Below are 19,136 nucleotides of genomic sequence, written 5' to 3' on the forward strand. Positions count from 1 at the left end.
AGGTCAAAGCCTAACACAAAAATAAATTTATGGATCCTGATCCTTCTCCTTTAAGTACATTGCTCGTGACAGATATGCCTTTTGTACACGAGCCTATCTCAATCTCACTTTTATTATTAACTGCCTTTTTAGTCTTTCTAAATGGCTTTTTTGTTGCAGCTGAATTTGCAATTGTCAAAGTGCGTTCTTCTCAAATTCAGATTCACTCAAAGTCTAACAAACGAATTGCAAATGTTGCCAAATCAATTGTTAAGCACCTGGATTCTTATCTGGCTGCAACACAATTAGGGGTAACTTTAGCAAGTCTGGGTTTAGGATGGGTGGGAGAGAGTGCATTAACACCGGTTATTCTTGAAATTTTTGAATTATTTAATTTGAATAACCCGGAATGGGCAGCAATTGCACACAAAGCATCTTTCCCTGTTGCCTTTATTCTCATTACCATCATGCACATTGTCTTTGGGGAATTAGCTCCCAAATCCATTGCAATTCGTAAACCCACCTCTACTACTTTCTTTGTAGCATTGCCTTTACAAGTGTTCTATTTTACCTTTAAACCTGTAATATGGTTTATGAATGGTTTTGCGAATCTTATGCTTAAAGCTATTGGAATTAATATAGTGCAAGGGATTCACGATGTACATTCAGAAGAAGAATTAAAGATGATTATTTCTGAAAGTCAGGAAGGAGGTGCAATTGAGGAAACTGAAAGAAATCTGATTCAAAATGTTTTTAAATTTGATGACAGAACAGTTGCGCAAATACAAACCCAAAGAAAAAATGTTTCTGCAATCAGCATTGATTCAACTGTGAAAGAAGCACTTGAATATGCTACGAAAGAAGGCTATTCTCGTTTCCCTGTTTATGAAGAGGATTTAGATGATATCAAAGGTGTTCTTTATACAAAAGACTTGGTAAAACATGTATTAAGCAAGCCTGAGTCAATTAAAATCATTGATATAGTTCGCGAGCCGGATTTTGTTTCGGAAAGTACAAAAATCAAGAACTTGCTTAAAACCTTTCAACAGAAGAGAGTGCAGATGGCAATCGTTACCAATGAAGTTGGAGAATTGACCGGTATTGTTACAATGGAGGATATATTAGAAGAGTTGGTTGGAGAGATACAAGATGAGTATGATAATGAAGATCCGATTGTGATTAAAATAGGTGAGGGTGCTTTTGTGGTGAGTGCGCATTACAGCATTCCTGATATTAATAACAACCTGCCTGTGCAATTTGAAGAAAGTGAAGATTACGACACTTTAGCCGGTTATATTGCTGAACAGTATCCTGACCTTGAGATTAAACAGGGCGATATACTGAAATTAGGTGTGTATAATGCCAAAGTGCTCAAAATGTATCGTAATTCTGTAGAAAAGGTTAAACTCAATATTGATATTGCCCCAAAGGCTGAAGACAATTCTTAACCGATTGGAAATATTATCTTTCCGATATATATCCGTATTTATCCCAAACCTTTCAGATGCACTTTGAAATTATTACTTTTGCCGTAATCTTACATGAAAACTAAAATCATAATTGCGATATCGGTTGTTGCTATTGTTGTGTTATGGATGATAGCAGGCAAGAAAAAGAGTGCTGCTGTTAAGGTTACAACCGAACAAGCCGAAAAGCGCGATATTGTTGAGAGTGTGGCTGCTTCAGGCAGAATTTATCCCGAAGTAGAAGTAAAAATCAGTTCAGATGTTTCGGGTGAAATTATTGAACTCCTTGTTGCAGAAGGAGATACCGTCAAGCAAGGTCAATTATTATGTAGAATTAACCCTGAATTATATGAATCTGCAATGGAGCAAATGAGAGCGACTTTGAATAATGCCAAAGCAGGGTTAGCTACCTACGAAGCCCAAGTGTCGAGAGCTAAAGCAAGTTTCAAACAACAAGAAGCAAATTTTAAGAGACAACAAAAGTTATTTGAAGAAAAGGTGATTTCTGCATCAGAATTTGAATCAGCAGAGGCTGCTTACACTATGGCAAAGGCTGAATATGAAACTGCGGATAAAAATGTGCTCGCAGCTAAATTTACGGTGGAAAGCACTGCAGCCCGATTAGAGGAGTCTCAACGCAATTATGGTAGAACCAGCATTTATTCTCCAATCAATGGAATTGTTACATCGCTTTCGGTTGAAAAAGGTGAAAGGGTTGTAGGTACAAGCCAAATGGCGGGTACAGAAATGATGAGAATTTCACAATTTGACTTTGTTGAAGTCAGAGTGGATGTTAATGAAAATGATATTATTCGCATTAAGAAAGGTGATTCATCTGTGGTAGAAGTGGATGCTTACAAAGGACAGAAATTTAAAGGTGTGGTTAGCCAAGTAGCTCGCTCAATGAAATCAACTGCTGGAGTGAGTGATAACAACCAAGCTGTTAACTACGAAGTTAGGGTGAGAATCTTGCCTGAATCTTATCAAACTTTGATTGCCGATGGAAACAACCTTCCTTTCTTGCCCGGTATGACTGCTTCGGTGGATATTGTTACAAAAGTGAAAAAGGATGTGCTGAGTGTTCCTGTGTCGTCTGTTACAATGCGCAATGCTGATGAATTTGGCAAGGACTCAATAGCCGCTTCTCCTATTACCAATAAAGCAGATAGGGTGGAGGCTGTGTTCATTGAAAAGGCAGGAAAAGTTTTTGTAACACGTGTTACTACCGGAATACAAGATGGCAATTATATTCAGATCCTAACAGGAGTAAAGGAAGGAGATAAAGTGGTTACAGGACCTTATGGCGTTTTGTCAAATATTTTGCAAAATGACATGCAGGTTGAGGTAGCTGCCAAAGGAGAAGTGTTTAAGCTCAAGTAGTTCTTCGCCCTAACTCTATTACATCTGCTTTGGTTATCTTACCTTCATTGATTTCTATCCTTACCATCGTTCTAAAAATATGAAACCCGTGTCTGCCACACGCACCGGGGTTGATATGTAATACTTGAAGTTCTTTGTCCTGAATTATTTTTAAAATGTGAGAATGTCCGCAGATAAACAGATGTGGATGATGAAGTTTGAGTTTATCTATTATTCCCATACTGTATCTGCCCGGGTATCCTCCGATATGTGTCATAAATATTTTGACACCATCACAGACAAAAACAGTCTCTTCTTTTAATACTGTTCGGAGCTTTCCACCGTCAATATTGCCATATACACCTCGGATGATTTTTCCGGTTTTTTCCAATTGTTCAAATACTTCCATTGAGCCCCAGTCACCTGCATGCCATACCTCATCCGCTTGTTCAATATATTTAAGTACATCGTTTTCAAGCAGTCCATGTGAGTCGGAAAGGATGAGAATTTTTTTCATTTATAGTTTTACAAATATTACAATCAGTTGCACAAAAGAAAAAGAGGTTGCTCAAATGAACAACCTCTCATATTTTCAATGGAAAATTGAATCGGATTATGCAGTTTGAGAATTGATTTTGTCTAAGACAGCCATTACTTCTCTAACGTGTGTAGCAGACTCATTTAAAAGTGCTTGTTCTTCTGCATTCAGCTTTAATTCAATGATTTTTTCAATACCTTTTTTGCCTAACACAACCGGGACTCCAAGGTAAATATTGTTCATTCCGTATTCGCCTTCTAACCATGCACATACAGGGAAAATTCTTTTTTGATCTTTTACAATAGCCTCAACCATTTGAGCAGCTGATGCACCCGGAGCATACCATGCAGAAGTTCCAAGAAGATTTACTATCTCTCCGCCACCTTTTTTAGTTCTATCAATAATAGCATCTAATTTATCTTTGGCAATCAGTTCTGTAATAGGAATACCGGCTACAGTAGTATATCTGGGAAGTGGAACCATGGTATCTCCGTGTCCTCCCAATAAAAGAGCTTGTATGTCTTTTGGGGAACAATTCAATTCAGAAGCAATAAATGCTCTGTATCTTGCAGTGTCTAACACGCCTGCCATACCGAAAACTTCGTTAGCGGGTTTTTTTGCAGTTAGATATGCACAGTAAGTCATAACATCCAAAGGATTTGAAACGATGATGATTTTTGCATTTGGAGAATACTTAATGACATTCTCAGTAACGGATTTAACAATTCCTGCATTAGTAGAAATAAGGTCGTCACGAGTCATGCCGGGTTTGCGTGGAAGCCCGGATGTGATAACCACTACTTCTGAGTTTGCTGTTTTTGAATAGTCATTTGTAGAACCGGTTACTCTGGTGTCATACAAATTCACTGGAGCACATTCCCAAATATCTAATGCTTTACCTTCTGCAAAATTTTCTTTGATGTCTAATAAGACGACTTCGTTTACAATGTCTTTTTGAGCGAGTACGTCAGCACATGTAGCACCTACATTTCCTGCTCCGATTACACTTACTTTCATAATAATATTATATTGAGATTTTGATTAAAATTGATTGGTCGCAAAGATAGTTTTTAATGTATTGTCATAGTATATTTCTTGATGAATAATGATGATTTTTCATTTTAAAAAATCATCTCAATCAGTTCATCTGTTTTGGATAAAGTTTCAATGCGCAGCGTGCTTCCATTTTTGTCTTGGAGTTTTGTAAATTCAGAAATTAATATTCGTTGTAAACCCAATTTTTCTGCTTCAGTGATTCTTTGTTCAATTCTAAATGCAGGTCGGATTTCACCACTTAAACCGACTTCGCCCGCAAAAGCAGTTGTTTTTTGAATAGGAATATTTTGATAAGAGGAAATTAAGGCTGCTGCTACAGCCAAATCTAATCCCGGATCATTGGGTTTGAATCCTCCGGCAATGTTTACAAATACATCTTTGCCTGTAAATAAAAATCCGCTCCTTTTTTCCAATACCGCAAGCAACATATTGAGTCTTTTCGTGTCAAACCCTGTGCTGTTTCTCTGGGGTGTTCCATAAACTGCGGGACTTACCAATGCTTGAATTTCTATTAATATCGGAGTGTTGCCTTCCATGCCTGCAGAAATAGCAACACCACTCAAATTGTCTGTGCTGTCCGAAATCAAGATGTCAGAAGGGTTGAGCACTGCTTGTAAGCCTCCTGCCAGCATCTCAAACAACCCAATTTCATTGGTTGAGCCAAAACGGTTCTTGAGTGTTCGGAGTGTTCTGTATTGGTAGTTTTTTTCACCTTCAAATTGTAAGACGACATCTGCCATGTGTTCTAAGACTTTAGGTCCGGCTAACATGCCATCTTTATTGATATGCCCCACAATAAAAATCGGAATACCGGTTTGTTTTGCATATCGGATTAACATTGCAGTGCATTCTTTTACTTGAGACACTGTTCCCGGTGCGGATTCTAATAACTCTGATTCCATTGTTTGAATGGAGTCAATAACAATTATTTCGGGTTGAATTTGTTTGGAAATAGTAATGATGGATTCAATGCGCGTCTCGGGCAGCATATAACATTCGTTATTTCTGATTCCAATTCTTTTGGCTCGCATGTTTACTTGTGTTTTACTCTCTTCACCCGAAACGTAGAGACATTTATATGAACTGTGTAACATGGTTTGTAATAACAAGGTGGACTTCCCGATTCCGGGTTCTCCGCCAAGTAAAACTACAGAGCCACTCACTACACCACCTCCTAAAACACGGTTTAACTCTGTATCGCTGAGGAACAACCTGTTTTCAACCGATTCGAAGTTGTCCGAAATGAGTTCAGGAAGTGTATCGTTCTTATGAACTCGTGCATGATTTGTTTGTTTGGTAGTAATGGTTTCTTCTGTATATGTGTTCCATTCACCGCATGAAGGACATTTCCCTACCCATTTTGGTGATTCATTTCCGCAACTGCTGCAAAAAAACACACTCTTTGTCTTTGCCATATTGTTTGTCTCAATCCGTTTGTGCGGTCAAAAGTAGTGTATGTAAGTGGATTTGGTACATTCGTAAAAGAGAAAGTAAAGTAAAAATAGTTGTGAAAAGGGTTTGTTTAGTTGAGGAATATAGAGGTAAACAAACTTTTTCTTTAGATAAAGTCAGTATGATAAATCCAATAATTTTCTATTTTTGCGCCCTTACAAGAATAAAAAGATTAAAATCTAAGTAGCATGAAAAAAGCATTTTTCCTGATTTTGGTTGGAGCATTAATGTTTGCACAACCTTTAAAGACTTTCGCAGAAGAAACAAATACAACAACTGAGCAAACAGATTCTACGGATGAAACTACAGCTCAAACTGATTCTGCACAAGCACCAGAAACTGTAATTGAAAATGAAACTGTTCAACCTGAAGAAGAGAAGAGCGGAAATCAGTTCATTAAAGAGAAGTTTATAGAAGGAGACCCTTTCTATATGAGTTTGGTGTTGTTCTGTCTTATCTTCGGTATGGCAGTGGCAATTGAAAGAATTATTGTTCTTTTCCTTTCTTCTATCAATACCAAAAAATTTGTTGAAGAAATTGAAACTATCCTTATTAATCAAGGTGCAGAAGCAGCTAAAGAAAAATGCAGAAATACAAGAGGTCCTATTGCAAGTATCTTCTATCAAGGTGTGGATAGGATTGATGAAGGGATTGAGAATGTTGAGAAAGCAGTTGTTTCTTACGGCTCAGTAAAAGTAGGTGAGTTAGAAAGAGGTTTGACTTGGCTTGCTTTATTTATCGCACTTGCCCCCATGCTTGGTTTCTTGGGTACAGTTGTGGGTATGATTCTAGCATTTGATGATATCGAGAGAGAAGGGGATATGTCTCCTGCATTGGTAGCACGCGGTATTAAAGTTGCTTTGTTAACTACTGTTGCCGGTCTTATTGTTGCAATTATCTTACAGATTTTTTATAATATCATTATGTCTAAAATTGAGACAATCAGCAATGAAATGGAAGATGCGTCAATTTCATTAGTTGATATTCTTATCAAGAATAAACTTGCTAAATAAAATTGCACGTGATGAAAATAAATTTGATTAAAAATATCTTCATGGGCGCGGTAGTAGTACTAACATTAGTATTTATTATCATGCTTGCTTCTGAAGATAGTGATGTTGTTGCAAATACAAAAGAATCTGCTGCTGTGTCTTTTGGATTGACATTCGCTTATATCCTAAGTGGAATTTCCATTTTGACCGTAATCTTTATGGCTGGCAGAGGATTAATCAATAAACCAAAATCCAGTGTCTATATGGGTATCGGATTGGGAGTTTTATTGGTGTTATTTGCTATTTTTTATGCAATTGATCCGGGTGAAGTTACCAAAACATATATCAAAGCCGGTGTGGAGACCGCAAGCGGCTCTAAAACTATCGGTGGTGCATTAAAAGCTACTTATGCACTGGTAATTATCTCTGTCTTACTTTCAGTTGTGTTATCAGTAAAAGACGTTTTCAATAAGAAATAAATGAGTAAAAAAGAACTTCCGGAAATTAATGCTGCATCCATGGCAGACATGGCGTTCTTGTTGCTGGTATTCTTTCTGTTTACCACTACCATTGATTCTGATAAAGGGCTGCAGATTCTTTTGCCTCCTAAAGTTGAAAATGAACAAGCAGTTGCGCACCCCAAAAAGCGTAATGTGTTGAATGTATTAGTCAATGGAAGAGACCAATTGTTAGTTCGCGGAGAGGTTATAGAATTAAAGGACTTGACTGAATTGGTGAAAAGACATGTTGGAAACTTTGGTGCAGACCCTAATTTTAGTGAAAACCCCAAAAAGGCTATTATCTCAATCAAGAATGATAGAGGTACTTCCTATGAAATGTATATCAAAGTTCAAAATGAACTCAAGAGAGGATATAATGAACTGAGAAATGAAGAAGCAATGGCAGTATATGGACGCGCATACAGTGATTTGAATGAAGCACAACAAGAGTCTATTTCAAAGAAATTCCCTCAAAAGATTTCAGAAGCAGAACCCGAAAATGTGTTTGGTGAGGAGTAAACAATGCAGTGAGTTATAATGTAGATTAATTATGTCAAAATTTAGAAAAGACGATAGCAAAGGAACCCCAAAGATTAGCACAGCTTCATTGCCTGATATTGTTTTCATGCTCCTATTCTTCTTTATGACTGCAACTAAAATGAAGGATGCAGATTTAAAAGTTAAAATAGCTACCCCAACTGCAACAGAAGTTGTGAAATTAGAAGATAAAACACTTACCAGCTTTATTTACATTGGTGTTCCTAATCCACGCTTTGCCGAATTGTATGGAACTTCTCCTCGTATCCAATTGAATGATGCAATCATTAAGGATGTAAAAGAAATTCCTGCTTGGATTGAGATGAGGAGAACAATGCAACCTGAGTATAACAGAAGTAAAATTATTATCTCTCTAAAGGCTGATAGGGATGTGAAGATGGGAATTATTACGGATGTTAAACAACAACTCAGAGAAGCAAATGCACTCAAATTGAATTATTCTACCCACCAAGGTCATATTGATTATTCAGGTAGATAATTTTTAACAGATTATATCTTGAAAACCGCTTCATACTTGGAGCGGTTTTTTTTGCTTTTACATTAAGTTTTTTAGCCAACTTATATACCGAGCATTTTAATACCATCTTGTGCCTCAAAGAGCCAATTAATAGAAGTATTGAATACTCTTGGATCTGATATAGAGCATGAATAAAAAAAGGCTGTCCGTTTTGGACAGCCTTTTTGCAATAGACTGATTGTGTGAAATTTTAATTGATGATAGGGAGCGTAGAGTAGTCTCTTGCGTATTCCATCATTTGATCAAAGAAAGATTCAGGATATTCTAACTTGACATCAATAATTTTATCGCCTTGCATTACAGGAACAAGCTTAGGTTGGATAAATCCTTTGTACGGTTTTAGATTCAAGGTCGCATATCTTTCTAAAACTTCTTTGTGTAACTCTTGGTTGACTTTGACACCGTATGTTTCTACAAGGTTTTTACCTGCTACATAATCGCCCTCAGACTTAATGCGCTGAATTTCTCTCAAAAGTTGTCCGAATAATTCTCTGAGCTTGTTGTAGTCATTAATATGTACATAGGTTTTGCCATTGACTTTCACCATTTCAACCACATTGTCTGCTTTCCCTTTTTCATAACACCAATAGGCAACCAATGCTCTGTTTCTCATGTGTGCTTCTTCAATGTCATCACCCAATTTTAACCTTGTCAATTGTGTCATCAAGCCGTTCATCATATAGTTGTCATATTCGGCTTTGCCCACTTCAATACTTTCCATTACCCCGATTTCAACAAGTTTAGGATCTATGGCATAATACAAACCAACCAAATCTGCTCTGGCTTCTTCTAATGTTGAAGCGTAGTTTTTGAGCGTTTTGTCAGGAGTTGCAACTCCTTTGTTAATTTGACCTGATGCGTGTCCTATACATTCGTGCATATCGGTATGTAAGTCACTTGCAAGATTGCCCCATTTTTTCATCCTTGCCAATTTGGCTGTGTCATCTACAAACTCTTCTAAGAAGCCACTGCTTGCGCTGCTGCTGTTGTAAGCCGAAATGATATTTCCTAACGAAACGGATTTGGAGCCATAGTCCTTGCGCAACCAATCAGAGTTGGGCAGGTTGATACCAATAGGTGTGCTGGGTGCTGCATCTCCTGACTCAACAATAGTGGTAATTACTTTTGCACTGATTCCTTTTACTTCTTTTTTCTTGTGTTCGGGCATTAATGGAGAATTGTCCTCAAACCATTGTGCTTGGTCTGAAATTGCTTTGATTCTTTTTGTTGACTCAAAGTCTCTGAGGGAAAGAACTGACTCAAAACTTCCTTTTTTTCCGATTGCATCGCCATACACTTCTATAAAACCTGTTGTGAAGTCAATCACACTTTCTGTGTTTGCTGTCCACTGAATACTGTATTCATCCCAAAGTTTTAAGTCTCCGGTCTTGTAGTATTCAACCAATAGCTCTAATGCTTTTTTCTGATGTTCATTTTCGGAAAGTGGAATAGCTTTTTCAATCCAATAAATCATCTTGTCAATCGCTGCACCATACATGCTACCGGATTTCCAAACTTTTTCTACAATCTTTCCATTCTCTTTTGTGGTTTTACTGTTCAAACCCCATTCAGGGTCTTTGCCGGTATGAGGGAATTTAGCATAAAACTGTTCTACTTCTTTTTCGGTAACACCTTCATAAAAGTTATTGGCTGACTCTGTTACATGGTCAACATTCTCTTTCAGGTTCACCATTTTAGGCAAAAAAGAAGGGTCAAACATCAATTGATTGAGGAAACTGAGTAAATCATCCACGCTTTGCCCTTCTTGAAGTGGTAAAGTCTTAGCATCTACTTTCTTTACCATATCTGCAAAGGCTTCAAAAGAAAATGCAGGAGCAAATTTGTCATTTGAATAGTGGTGATAAATACCATTGCTAAACCAAACCTGTCCGGCATAAGTTCTAAAGTCTTCCCAATCCTTGCCTGATTTTTCAATGTTGGGGCTCGCCCAAATGGCTTCTATCGTTTTTCTGACTAAAAGGTTGTATTTCCCGCGTTGATCATAAATAATATCTCTGCCATACAACGCTGCTTGGTATAGATAATATGCAAACTCCTTTTGTTGTAAAGTAAGGTTCTCCCATCCCGGTACTTGATAACGAAGTAATTGTAAGTCTGCAAAGGACTCAGCATTGACTTTAAAAGTGCTGTCTTGTGTTGAAATTTCTGTTTTTTCTTCCATTTTATTTTCTGTTTTGTTTCCTGAGCAACCGGACATTATACCTAATCCCATTAATGAACCCGAAAGTAAGAGTAAACCGGTTTTAGTAGTTTTTTTCATAGCTGTAATTTTTTTGTAGCATGCAAAACTAATTAATATGAATTTTAAACAAAGAGAAGTTTTATTTAATAGAGTTTTCTGACTATGAATGGATGTCAAATGTTAGAATAATTATAAGACCACAGCAGTTTGCTAATCTTTTTTTAGGGAGTCGGACTTAGGAGAGCTTGTGCAAAGGCTGCTGATATTGATGGCTGGCGTTCTTGTCCACACTATCTGAAAAGCAGTAAAAGGTTGGGTTTTAACGGTTATTGTCTAAGTGATTTTTTTTATTTTATGTGTTGTGTCACAACGACAAACTCAGAGTATGTGAGCATAGTGTTTTTAATTTGAAATCACTTTGAATTATCTTTTTATTCATTCTTCGCTTCTTCCACCCAACCTTGTTGTCCAATCCGATTTGTTTTTATTTTGATAATTGTTATTTTCAATTTAGGGTAGCTGTTTTATTTATTAGGAAGTTTTTCAATGCGCAATATACGGGGTGTTGTTTTGTCTTATTTGTGTAAAATTGCATGAATTTAAAGCAATGTTGAAGGACTTTTTAATCAAACAATTTATCGGATGCAATGGTGAGTGGTGCATTGATTCGCGAATATAAAACAACAGACAGGGAGGAACTTGTACGCTTGCTGTGCTTAAATATACCAACCTTTTTTGCTCCTGCCGAACAACAGGATTTTGAACAATATCTTGATTTGAAAAGTGAAATGTATTTTGTGTTCGAATATGTCGGTAAGATTGTTGGCTGTGGCGGAATTAACTTTGTACAAGAACGTACTATCGGTAAAATAAGCTGGGATGTCTTTCATCCTGATTATCAAAATATGTCATTGGGAACTATGTTGTTGCAACATAGAATCAATATCTTAAAGTCAATACCAAGTATCAGGCAAATAACAGTCAGAACTTCGCAACTTGCTTTTGGTTTTTATCAAAAAAAGGGTTTTCGACTGGTTGAGGTTGTGAAAGATTACTGGGCTGAGGGTTTTGACCTGTATTCCATGGAATATGCATCCTGAAATTCTTTAGTAATCAAAAAGCAGCATTGTGTAGGAATCGATAATACACCGGATTCTGCTGTGCATTTTTAAAGAGGGGGGTTTTCGATTAAGCTGTTGTTATTAGCTAATAAAGTTGGAAGAATTCCCACTCATTTACTCTTTCTTTGAAGTGTTAATTCAATCAATATTTTATGAACCTACATACCTCAATTACCCGCATTGTTTTATCCTTCTTGTTGCTCGCTCCTGTTTGGACGTTTGCTCAAGAACGCATCATTCCCAATGACAAGATCCCCTCAGCTATTCAACAATATGTAAAATCACATTTTCCCTCACATACCATTGTGTTGGCTGAACTGGAAGTTGAAGGTGTGTCTAAAGAGTATGAGGTAAAACTCAATGATAAAACGGAATTGAAGTTTGACAAAAAATTTAAGGTGTTCAAAATTGATGGAACAGTTGCATTGCCGGAGAGTGTGATTCCTGAAGCGATTCGACAATATGTGAAAAAGCATTATCCAAACAATTTCATTACAGACTGGGAAAAGGAATGGAAACATCAGGAAGTAAAACTGGATAATGGCATTGAAATAGAATTTACGTTGAAAGGCAATTTTATCAGAATTGATTATTAATAATTTTACTATGAAATACACAAAACAATGGATTTTTGCTCTTGCGATTGCAGGGCTTCCAATTTTGAGCGGATGCGAAAAAGAAACAGTGCTTTCTGATTCTAAAGTGCCGGAGGAAATCGCCACTTATACCTCAACCCATTTTACAACACATAAAATTTTGCAAGTGGTGAAAGATATAGATGGATTTACCAAAACTTATGATGTAGTGCTGGATGGGGGTGTGAACCTTGAGTTTAATCGCAAGAAAGAAATTATTGAGATTGACGGAAATGCTAAATTGCCTGATAGTGTAATTCCTGAGAAGATTAGAACCTATGTTGCAGCTAATTACCCCTCAAATGTAATTACTGATTGGCAACTTGAAGGGAAAAATCAACAAGTAGGCTTGGACTCTGATTTGGACTTGGAGTTCAGCATGAACGGTGATTTTCTGAGAATTGACAATTAAGACGACTACGTAAACCCATGTAACTATTGCACGAAAAGATTTTCTGCAAATTTTTGACTAATGGTTGAGCGGTTTTGATTCACTTCAATTTCCACCGAACCGTCAAACTCATAATGTTTCAATATTTTAATTTTACAATGTAGTCCTAACCCAATTTTCATTGCGTGTTGTAAGAAAGGCGCGCTGTTATCTTTTACGCCAATCAAAGTGCAAACTTCATGCGCAGGAACTTGATTCAGTGTTCTACGTTTCATCAATTTTATTTCTGCCTTTGTATTTGGAATGGGATCTCCGTGCGGGTCCACTTCCGGGTATTCTAAGAACCAATCTAACTGTTCTACTAATTTTTTCGACTTTATATGTTCTAATTGTTCTGCCACTTCATGAATCTCATCCCAACTGAATTTTAGTTTTTCAAATAAAAAGGTTTCCCAAAGTCTGTGTTTGCGAATTACTTCAATTGCGAACTCTTTTCCTGAACGGGTCAATGTGATTTTGCCATATTTCTCATACATCACCAATTGCTTCTCTTTTAGCTTTTTTAGCATGTCATTAACAGTGGCAGGCGTTACCTCTAAATATGCTGCCAATTCATTGGTGCCGGCATCTTGTTTTTCTTCTATTTCATGGGTGATATGAAAAAGTGCTTTTAAGTAGTTCTCTTCTGTTTGGGATAGCATACTGCAAATGTAAAAAGATTTGTCAAAATATATTTGTTAGACAAGTCAAACAAAATTAGTTTTGCAAGCGAAAATTTAAACAATGAAAAAAATATTATTCATCTGTACTCTGGTGTTCTCGCAAGTATTGAGTGTGGCACAAACAAGAGAAATTACAGGTATGGTATATGACAAAGATTCAAAAGCACCCATTGCTTACTGCAATGTGTTGATTCCCGAAGAAGGGACAGGAATATTAACAAACCCGGATGGCTCTTTTAAAATGATAATCAAAGACAGAGATGCAATGACTTTAATGGTTATTCATACTTTTGGTTATAAAAGTGATTCAATTCGTGTAGTTGCTCATCGCAATCATTATGAAGTTATGCTCATACCCGAAAACATAGAGCTTAAAGGTGTAGTTATTTCAGGTTCTGCCCATACAGCACATTTTAGAGAAAATCCGATTCCTTTAACAATGGTTACTCCTGAACAAATTGAGTCAGGAACACAGAGTAACATTATTGATGCATTGGTTAAAAATATTGCCGGATTGACATCGGTCAAAACTGGTCCAAATATTTCTAAGCCCTTTATTCATGGATTGGGATATAACCGTGTACTCACTCTTTTTGACGGAATCAGACAAGAAGGTCAGCAATATGGAGATGAGCATGGATTAGAGGTTGATGATTACAATATAGAACGGGCAGAAGTAATCAAAGGACCTGCAAGTCTGTTGTATGGTTCGGATGCCTTAGCCGGTGTCATCAGTTTGTATTCTCCTATTCCAAACCAAAATGATGGTAAGTTGCACGGGAAATATATTTCAGAGTATCAAACCAATAATAATCTCATAGGAGAGGGCATTCATTTAGGTTATGCAAACAATCGTTTTTTATTTGCAATGCGTGGCTCCTATAGATTAGCAAAAAATTATAGAAATCCGATTGAAGGCAGGGTGTATTTAACGAATTTTAACACAATGAATTTTTCGGCTTTGGCTGGTTTAAAATCAAAAAAGGGATTCACACATATTCAATTTTCGCTATATAATAATTTGCAAGCTATTCCTGATGGAAGCAGGGATTCTGTTTCGCGTAGATTTACAAAACAAATTTATGAAGGCAATAATGACGATATAACCAATCGCCCCCTTGTATCAAATGAAGAGCTTAACTCTTATAACATCTCTACACTTGCCCAACATATTCAGCACAACAAAATTTATCTCCATAGTATGTATGTGCTAGGCAAAGGAGATATAGATGTGTTAGCAGGCATACAGCAAAATGTCAGAAGAGAATATACTCATCCTACACAACCGGCTCAAGCAGGAATGTTTATGAAATTGAATACAATGAATTACGGAGTACGTTATAATGCGCCTAAGGTGAATAATGTATCAGTTTCTTTGGGTGTAAACGGGATGATACAACACAATACAAACATGGATGCAAGTGATTTTCCCATACCCAACTATCATTTGAATGAAGGAGGTGTGTTTGTTTATGCAAAATGGCAACAAAATCGCTGGAATGTGAGTGGCGGTGTGCGTTACGACCTTAGAAATGTTCAATGGGGGGATTTTTATGTGGGATTGAATCCTCATACCGGTTTTGAAGAGCAATTAACAGATACTGCAAATCGCCAACCTGACTTAAGATTTCAAGCATTTTCAAACAACTATAGTGGGATAAGCGGTAGCGTAGGGCTAACATTCAAAGCCACTAAGCAATTGACCCTAAGAGCCAATATAGGACGCGCTTACCGCGCCCCCAATATCACCGAATTAGGCAGCAATGGATTAGATCCGGGTGCACACATTATTTACAAAGGTAACAGAAGTTTTAAACCTGAATTTTCGTTTCAAGAAGATATTGGTTTGCATTACACAGATAAAGGTATTTCGGCAGAAATCAACTTGTTTAATAATCATATTCAACATTTCATTTATATGGAAACACAAGCCGATGCAAATGGCAATCCGATTTTGGATGCACAAGGCAACAGAACACAGCAATATCAGCAGTCCTCTGCACAACTATATGGTGCAGATATGATGTTCTCTCTGTTTCCACAACGAGTCAAAGGGTTGCGATGGGATAATTTGATGAGTGTTGTTTATGGGTTTAATCGTAACCCGCTTTATAAAGGAAAAGGTACGGATGGAGAATTTCTACCTTTGATTCCACCGCTCAAGCTCATGAGCAGTGTGGTTTATGATTTCAAATTAAAGTCAAAGTCATTTTCATCCATCACCCCTAAGGTTGAATTTGAATATAATGCCCCTCAAAACAGGTATATGGGATTGAGTAGTACGGAGACTGCCACACCCGCTTACTTATTGTTCAATCTGGGGGTAAGTGCTCAGCTGCGTTTCAACAAACAAAATAAAATACTGTTTGTTTGTCATGTCAATAACTTGATGAACACGGTTTATCAATCTCATTTGAATAGGGTAAAGTATTTTGAATATTATACCCACTCAAGCAGCGGATATACAGGCATTTACAATATGGGCAGGAATATAGTGTTGAAGGCAGTCCTGTCTTTCTGAAAAAACAGAATCAACCTCATCTATGACAATATCAATTCCTATAATTCAAGTCCTGTATCGTACTACATTATTGCTCATCAGCGCTGGGTCCGTATAGTCCGGGGAGTGGAATATTCAGTAAACGCAAATACACTGTCAATTGCCCTCTATGATGAATTTGATGATTGAGTGCAGAGGTACGTATGGCATCGCGCTTATTCAGGTTCTTGATGATATTTTCACCAAATCTCAAAGTCCATTCTCTGTCTAAGTCATTTTCTGTGATTGTGTTGAGTGCTTCTTCAGATGCTTTTGCACCTGCAATCACTATTAGCACTAATTCTTGTGTGTGATTGATAACCACTTTTGGATGATTTGCTAAATCTAATTCAGACGCTTTTGCAATCAATGCGGGCCATTCGGTCAGTCCCGCAGTATGAGCAGCCAGTGCTATTAATGACATTGACTTTGCATGAGGTCTCCAAATAAATTTATCTTCAGGGATTCTTTCTAAAAGTTTTATTGTGCTTTCAGCTTCTCTTTTTATCTCTTGTATAAGTAATTGAATGTAAGTCATAGCTAATCTAATTAATGGATGCGAAGTTAGTTTAAACCATGAATGTTACTTGATGGAGATTCGCTTAAATCTGTATAATACTGCATGAATAAGAATGGAGTTTTGCAAGCAATGCGATTGAACTCGAAGTACTTGCCTGATGAAATACTTTGTAATATTTGTAGCACAAAGCATTTTTATTACTTTTGACTTGCTCTAAAAAAACATGTTCACTATGAAGAAACCAATACTTGCTATTTCAATGGTTGTAATGATGTTGTTCACTGCAGCTTGTAAAAAATCAGATTCAAAAGATGATAATTCAACAGTACCAAAAAAGGAGTATGAATTAATCAAAATGGGCACTCCTTACGGAGATATGTATATTTGGTTGTATGACAAGACAGTCAAGCACAAAGAGAATTTTATCAAACTGAGCAAAGAAGGTTTCTATAACAATCTACTTTTTCATCGAGTCATACCTAATTTTATGATTCAAGGAGGAGACCCCAAAGGTGATGGTACAGGTGGACCCGGATATACAATTTCCGCAGAAATCTATCCTGAAATTACTCATAAACGCGGCAGTATTGCAGCAGCGAGACTGGGTGATGCAGTAAATCCAAACAAAGAATCAAGCGGTTCTCAGTTTTATATTGCCGTGAGCACTTCCGGCACAGCACATTTAAACGGTCAGTACACCGTTTTTGGTGAGGTTATCAAAGGCATAGAGGCAGCAGATTCAATTGTGAGTCAGCCCAGGAATATGTCAACCAACAAGCCAAATCAGGACATCCCAATGCAGGTGTCGGTTGTTAAAATGACAAAAGAGAAAATTAAGAAAGATTTTGATTTTGAAGTAACAGAGTAGGAGACCTAATGCTCTTGCCTATTTTTAGTTAAAGCAGTGTTGTATTCAATCCAAAATGTTTGAGAGCAAAGGATTAAACCAGCATTTTTACAGGGTCTTCCATATATCCTTTGAAAGTTTGCAAGAACTTACTACCCACAACACCATCAACCACTCTATGGTCACAGCTTAATGTAACTTTCATAATTTTCTTGCCTACAATTTCACCGTCAACAATAGCAACCGTATCTTTTACCGAACCCACTGCAAGGATACAAGCATCGGGCGGATTGATGATAGCTGTAAATTCATCTATGCCAAACATACCTAAGTTAGACACCGTAAAAGTATTACCTGCCCAATCTTGAGGTTGTAATTTCTTTTCTTTTGCTTTCTTTCCAAACTCTTTCACCTCAGCACTGATGGCTGAAAGTGGTTTTTGATCGGCAAATCGGACAACGGGAACCAATAACCCTTCGTCAACAGCTACTGCAACACCAACATGTATATGGTTGTATGTTCTAATTTTATCTCCTAACCAAGAAGAGTTTACTTGAGGATGTTTTCTCAATGCCATGGCAGCTGCCTTCACGATGATATCATTCACAGAAATTTTGACATCGCCATTTACATTCATTCTTTCTCTCGAATTGAGCACATTGTCCATTTCGATTTCCATTGTCAAATAGAAATGAGGTGCTGTAAATTTGCTTTCAGCTAACCGTGTAGCAATTGTTTTGCGCATTTGAGACACAGATATTTCGCTGAAACTTTCAGTGCTGGCAATATATGCTGCACCACCGGTTGCAGGTGTGTAATTTTCAATATCTTTCTTTATGATTCTGCCACCATCACCGGTTCCAACAACAGCATGAATGTCTATGCCTTTAGATTCAGCAAGTTTCTTTGCCAAAGGTGAAGCTTTCAAACGTCCGTCATTATTTGCAGTATGAGTAACATTAGCAGACACTTGCGGAGTTGTTGCAGGTGTTGCAGTTTCAACTGCAGGTTTTGTTTCTTCTTTGTGGTCTGTACTGCTATTGCTGTTTGCTTGAGCCAATAGAGCAGAGAAATCTTCCCCTTTATTTCCCAGTACTGCAATGGCACCTCCAATAGGCACTGTGGTACCTTCGGTAACCAATAATTCTAAGAGTGTTCCTGATTCGAAATTCTCTAAATCCATTGTGGCTTTATCTGTTTCAACTTCAGCCAAAATATCACCGGGTTTTACTGCGTCACCTTTCTTTTTGTTCCATTTAACCAACACACCTTCTTTCATGGTGTCGGTCATTTTGTTAAGGGCTATGAGTTTTGCCATTATTTCAATTGCTTTTTATAGAGGTGCAAACCTATCTAAATTCAATGGATTTACAAAATTGCAGATTTGTAATTTTGGATTACAAATGCTTAAGTAAATGTACAGTTCTGCTATCTTTACAAGAACATTGTTGGAAGAGAAAGTCTCTATCTCACATAGTCGCTTCATCTTTTAAGATTGGGATTACAATTAATCTTTTTTGATAAATGTAATGTGTTGTAAATACGTTCAAATGGATACGACCGTGTCCGTTATGGTGAGATTTCTTAAGACCGGTTCAAAGTTCCAGATGTAGTAAACAGGGACTGAACAATTTAGACATTCACAAAAATTCCATATAGAAACTATGTAAATCCTAATTGAAATCCTTCTCTGTTTGACAATTTGTTTCTATACATGATTTAGGACAATAAATACTTTCAT

General features: G+C 37.1%; 17 protein-coding genes and 1 pseudogene. 11 read left to right on the forward strand and 7 right to left on the reverse strand.

Annotation, left to right across the window (positions count from 1 at the left end):
- Nucleotides 1–29: 29 nt before the first annotated feature.
- Both M0R38_06375 and M0R38_06380 read left to right on the forward strand, forming a co-directional pair.
- A complete protein-coding gene (locus M0R38_06375) occupies nucleotides 30–1,427 on the forward strand; it encodes a hemolysin family protein (protein MCK9481369.1) in 1,398 nt (465 codons plus the stop codon).
- 93 nt (nucleotides 1,428–1,520) lie between these two features.
- The gene (locus M0R38_06380) at nucleotides 1,521–2,825 is read left to right on the forward strand and encodes an efflux RND transporter periplasmic adaptor subunit (GenBank protein MCK9481370.1); all 1,305 of its coding nucleotides are present in this window, start codon (nucleotides 1,521–1,523) and stop codon (nucleotides 2,823–2,825) included.
- Here the strand turns inward: M0R38_06380 and M0R38_06385 are convergent.
- From M0R38_06385 to radA, 3 genes are all read right to left on the reverse strand, one after another.
- On the reverse strand, nucleotides 2,818–3,321 hold the full coding sequence (locus tag M0R38_06385; protein ID MCK9481371.1) for a metallophosphatase family protein: 504 nt from the start codon (nucleotides 3,319–3,321) through the stop codon (nucleotides 2,818–2,820). The two genes, M0R38_06380 and M0R38_06385, sit on opposite strands and share 8 nt — an antisense overlap.
- Nucleotides 3,322–3,417: 96 nt before the next feature.
- Nucleotides 3,418–4,359 (reverse strand): malate dehydrogenase, encoded by a 942-nt coding sequence (gene mdh, locus M0R38_06390; protein MCK9481372.1) that lies wholly within the window; start codon nucleotides 4,357–4,359, stop codon nucleotides 3,418–3,420.
- Between the two features lie 104 nt (nucleotides 4,360–4,463).
- Complete coding sequence (gene radA, locus M0R38_06395) at nucleotides 4,464–5,813, reverse strand: DNA repair protein RadA (protein ID MCK9481373.1); 1,350 nt, start codon at nucleotides 5,811–5,813, stop codon at nucleotides 4,464–4,466.
- A 225-nt stretch (nucleotides 5,814–6,038) separates the two neighbouring features.
- Between radA and M0R38_06400 the strand changes: the two genes are divergently transcribed.
- Genes M0R38_06400 through M0R38_06415 form a run of 4 tightly spaced genes read left to right on the forward strand, consistent with a single transcriptional unit; the run spans nucleotide 6,039 to nucleotide 8,378 of the window.
- Nucleotides 6,039–6,863, forward strand: a complete 825-nt coding sequence (locus M0R38_06400; GenBank protein ID MCK9481374.1) for a MotA/TolQ/ExbB proton channel family protein — start codon at nucleotides 6,039–6,041, stop codon at nucleotides 6,861–6,863.
- A gap of 11 nt (nucleotides 6,864–6,874) precedes the next feature.
- Entirely contained in the window at nucleotides 6,875–7,321 is a 447-nt protein-coding gene (locus tag M0R38_06405; protein MCK9481375.1) for a hypothetical protein, read from the forward strand.
- Nucleotides 7,322–7,861 carry a biopolymer transporter ExbD gene (locus M0R38_06410; GenBank protein ID MCK9481376.1) on the forward strand — a complete coding sequence of 180 codons (540 nt, stop codon included), beginning with the start codon at nucleotides 7,322–7,324 and terminating at the stop codon, nucleotides 7,859–7,861.
- Nucleotides 7,862–7,892: 31 nt separating this feature from the next.
- On the forward strand, nucleotides 7,893–8,378 hold the full coding sequence (locus M0R38_06415) for a biopolymer transporter ExbD (GenBank protein ID MCK9481377.1): 486 nt from the start codon (nucleotides 7,893–7,895) through the stop codon (nucleotides 8,376–8,378).
- Between the two features lie 229 nt (nucleotides 8,379–8,607).
- Here the strand turns inward: M0R38_06415 and M0R38_06420 are convergent, their stop codons facing one another.
- Entirely contained in the window at nucleotides 8,608–10,698 is a 2,091-nt protein-coding gene (locus M0R38_06420; protein ID MCK9481378.1) for a dipeptidyl peptidase 3, read from the reverse strand.
- Nucleotides 10,699–11,267: 569 nt separating this feature from the next.
- Between M0R38_06420 and M0R38_06425 the strand changes: the two genes are divergently transcribed.
- The 3 genes from M0R38_06425 to M0R38_06435 all read left to right on the forward strand — a co-directional run bounded on the left by M0R38_06425 (nucleotide 11,268) and on the right by M0R38_06435 (nucleotide 12,788).
- Nucleotides 11,268–11,720: a GNAT family N-acetyltransferase gene (locus tag M0R38_06425; GenBank protein ID MCK9481379.1), complete on the forward strand. Its 453-nt coding sequence runs from the start codon at nucleotides 11,268–11,270 to the stop codon at nucleotides 11,718–11,720.
- Between the two features lie 173 nt (nucleotides 11,721–11,893).
- Nucleotides 11,894–12,337 carry a PepSY-like domain-containing protein gene (locus M0R38_06430; protein ID MCK9481380.1) on the forward strand — a complete coding sequence of 148 codons (444 nt, stop codon included), beginning with the start codon at nucleotides 11,894–11,896 and terminating at the stop codon, nucleotides 12,335–12,337.
- A 10-nt stretch (nucleotides 12,338–12,347) separates the two neighbouring features.
- Complete coding sequence (locus M0R38_06435) at nucleotides 12,348–12,788, forward strand: PepSY-like domain-containing protein (GenBank protein MCK9481381.1); 441 nt, start codon at nucleotides 12,348–12,350, stop codon at nucleotides 12,786–12,788.
- A 23-nt stretch (nucleotides 12,789–12,811) separates the two neighbouring features.
- Here the strand turns inward: M0R38_06435 and M0R38_06440 are convergent, their stop codons facing one another.
- A complete protein-coding gene (locus M0R38_06440) occupies nucleotides 12,812–13,468 on the reverse strand; it encodes a metal-dependent transcriptional regulator (protein ID MCK9481382.1) in 657 nt (218 codons plus the stop codon).
- An 82-nt stretch (nucleotides 13,469–13,550) separates the two neighbouring features.
- On the opposite strand from M0R38_06440, the gene M0R38_06445 reads away from it, so the two are divergent.
- Nucleotides 13,551–16,010: a TonB-dependent receptor gene (locus M0R38_06445; protein ID MCK9481383.1), complete on the forward strand. Its 2,460-nt coding sequence runs from the start codon at nucleotides 13,551–13,553 to the stop codon at nucleotides 16,008–16,010.
- 67 nt (nucleotides 16,011–16,077) lie between these two features.
- Here the strand turns inward: M0R38_06445 and M0R38_06450 are convergent, their stop codons facing one another.
- Nucleotides 16,078–16,566 (reverse strand): DinB family protein, encoded by a 489-nt coding sequence (locus M0R38_06450; GenBank protein MCK9481384.1) that lies wholly within the window; start codon nucleotides 16,564–16,566, stop codon nucleotides 16,078–16,080.
- Between the two features lie 214 nt (nucleotides 16,567–16,780).
- Between M0R38_06450 and M0R38_06455 the strand changes: the two genes are divergently transcribed.
- Nucleotides 16,781–17,416 carry a peptidylprolyl isomerase gene (locus tag M0R38_06455; protein MCK9481385.1) on the forward strand — a complete coding sequence of 212 codons (636 nt, stop codon included), beginning with the start codon at nucleotides 16,781–16,783 and terminating at the stop codon, nucleotides 17,414–17,416.
- Between the two features lie 73 nt (nucleotides 17,417–17,489).
- On the opposite strand, the pseudogene M0R38_06460 reads toward M0R38_06455, so the two are convergent.
- Nucleotides 17,490–18,716 (reverse strand): annotated as a pseudogene (locus M0R38_06460) (pyruvate dehydrogenase complex dihydrolipoamide acetyltransferase).
- Nucleotides 18,717–19,136: the final 420 nt, after the last annotated feature.

Source organism: Bacteroidia bacterium, assembly GCA_023228875.1.
Classification (GTDB): Bacteria; Bacteroidota; Bacteroidia; order NS11-12g; family UBA955; genus JALOAG01.

Bases quoted from the DNA above. Each gene is read 5' to 3' on its own strand.
- M0R38_06415 (MCK9481377.1), top strand. From the start codon at position 7,893: ATGTCAAAATTTAGAAAAGACGATAGCAAAGGAACCCCAAAGATTAGC.
- M0R38_06425 (MCK9481379.1), top strand. From the start codon at position 11,268: ATGGTGAGTGGTGCATTGATTCGCGAATATAAAACAACAGACAGGGAG.
- M0R38_06455 (MCK9481385.1), top strand. From the start codon at position 16,781: ATGAAGAAACCAATACTTGCTATTTCAATGGTTGTAATGATGTTGTTC.
- M0R38_06440 (MCK9481382.1), bottom strand. From the start codon at position 13,468: ATGCTATCCCAAACAGAAGAGAACTACTTAAAAGCACTTTTTCATATC.
- M0R38_06400 (MCK9481374.1), top strand. From the start codon at position 6,039: ATGAAAAAAGCATTTTTCCTGATTTTGGTTGGAGCATTAATGTTTGCA.
- M0R38_06385 (MCK9481371.1), bottom strand. From the start codon at position 3,321: ATGAAAAAAATTCTCATCCTTTCCGACTCACATGGACTGCTTGAAAAC.
- M0R38_06445 (MCK9481383.1), top strand. From the start codon at position 13,551: ATGAAAAAAATATTATTCATCTGTACTCTGGTGTTCTCGCAAGTATTG.
- M0R38_06435 (MCK9481381.1), top strand. From the start codon at position 12,348: ATGAAATACACAAAACAATGGATTTTTGCTCTTGCGATTGCAGGGCTT.
- M0R38_06410 (MCK9481376.1), top strand. From the start codon at position 7,322: ATGAGTAAAAAAGAACTTCCGGAAATTAATGCTGCATCCATGGCAGAC.
- mdh (MCK9481372.1), bottom strand. From the start codon at position 4,359: ATGAAAGTAAGTGTAATCGGAGCAGGAAATGTAGGTGCTACATGTGCT.
- M0R38_06420 (MCK9481378.1), bottom strand. From the start codon at position 10,698: ATGAAAAAAACTACTAAAACCGGTTTACTCTTACTTTCGGGTTCATTA.
- M0R38_06430 (MCK9481380.1), top strand. From the start codon at position 11,894: ATGAACCTACATACCTCAATTACCCGCATTGTTTTATCCTTCTTGTTG.
- M0R38_06375 (MCK9481369.1), top strand. From the start codon at position 30: ATGGATCCTGATCCTTCTCCTTTAAGTACATTGCTCGTGACAGATATG.
- M0R38_06450 (MCK9481384.1), bottom strand. From the start codon at position 16,566: ATGACTTACATTCAATTACTTATACAAGAGATAAAAAGAGAAGCTGAA.
- radA (MCK9481373.1), bottom strand. From the start codon at position 5,813: ATGGCAAAGACAAAGAGTGTGTTTTTTTGCAGCAGTTGCGGAAATGAA.
- M0R38_06380 (MCK9481370.1), top strand. From the start codon at position 1,521: ATGAAAACTAAAATCATAATTGCGATATCGGTTGTTGCTATTGTTGTG.
- M0R38_06405 (MCK9481375.1), top strand. From the start codon at position 6,875: ATGAAAATAAATTTGATTAAAAATATCTTCATGGGCGCGGTAGTAGTA.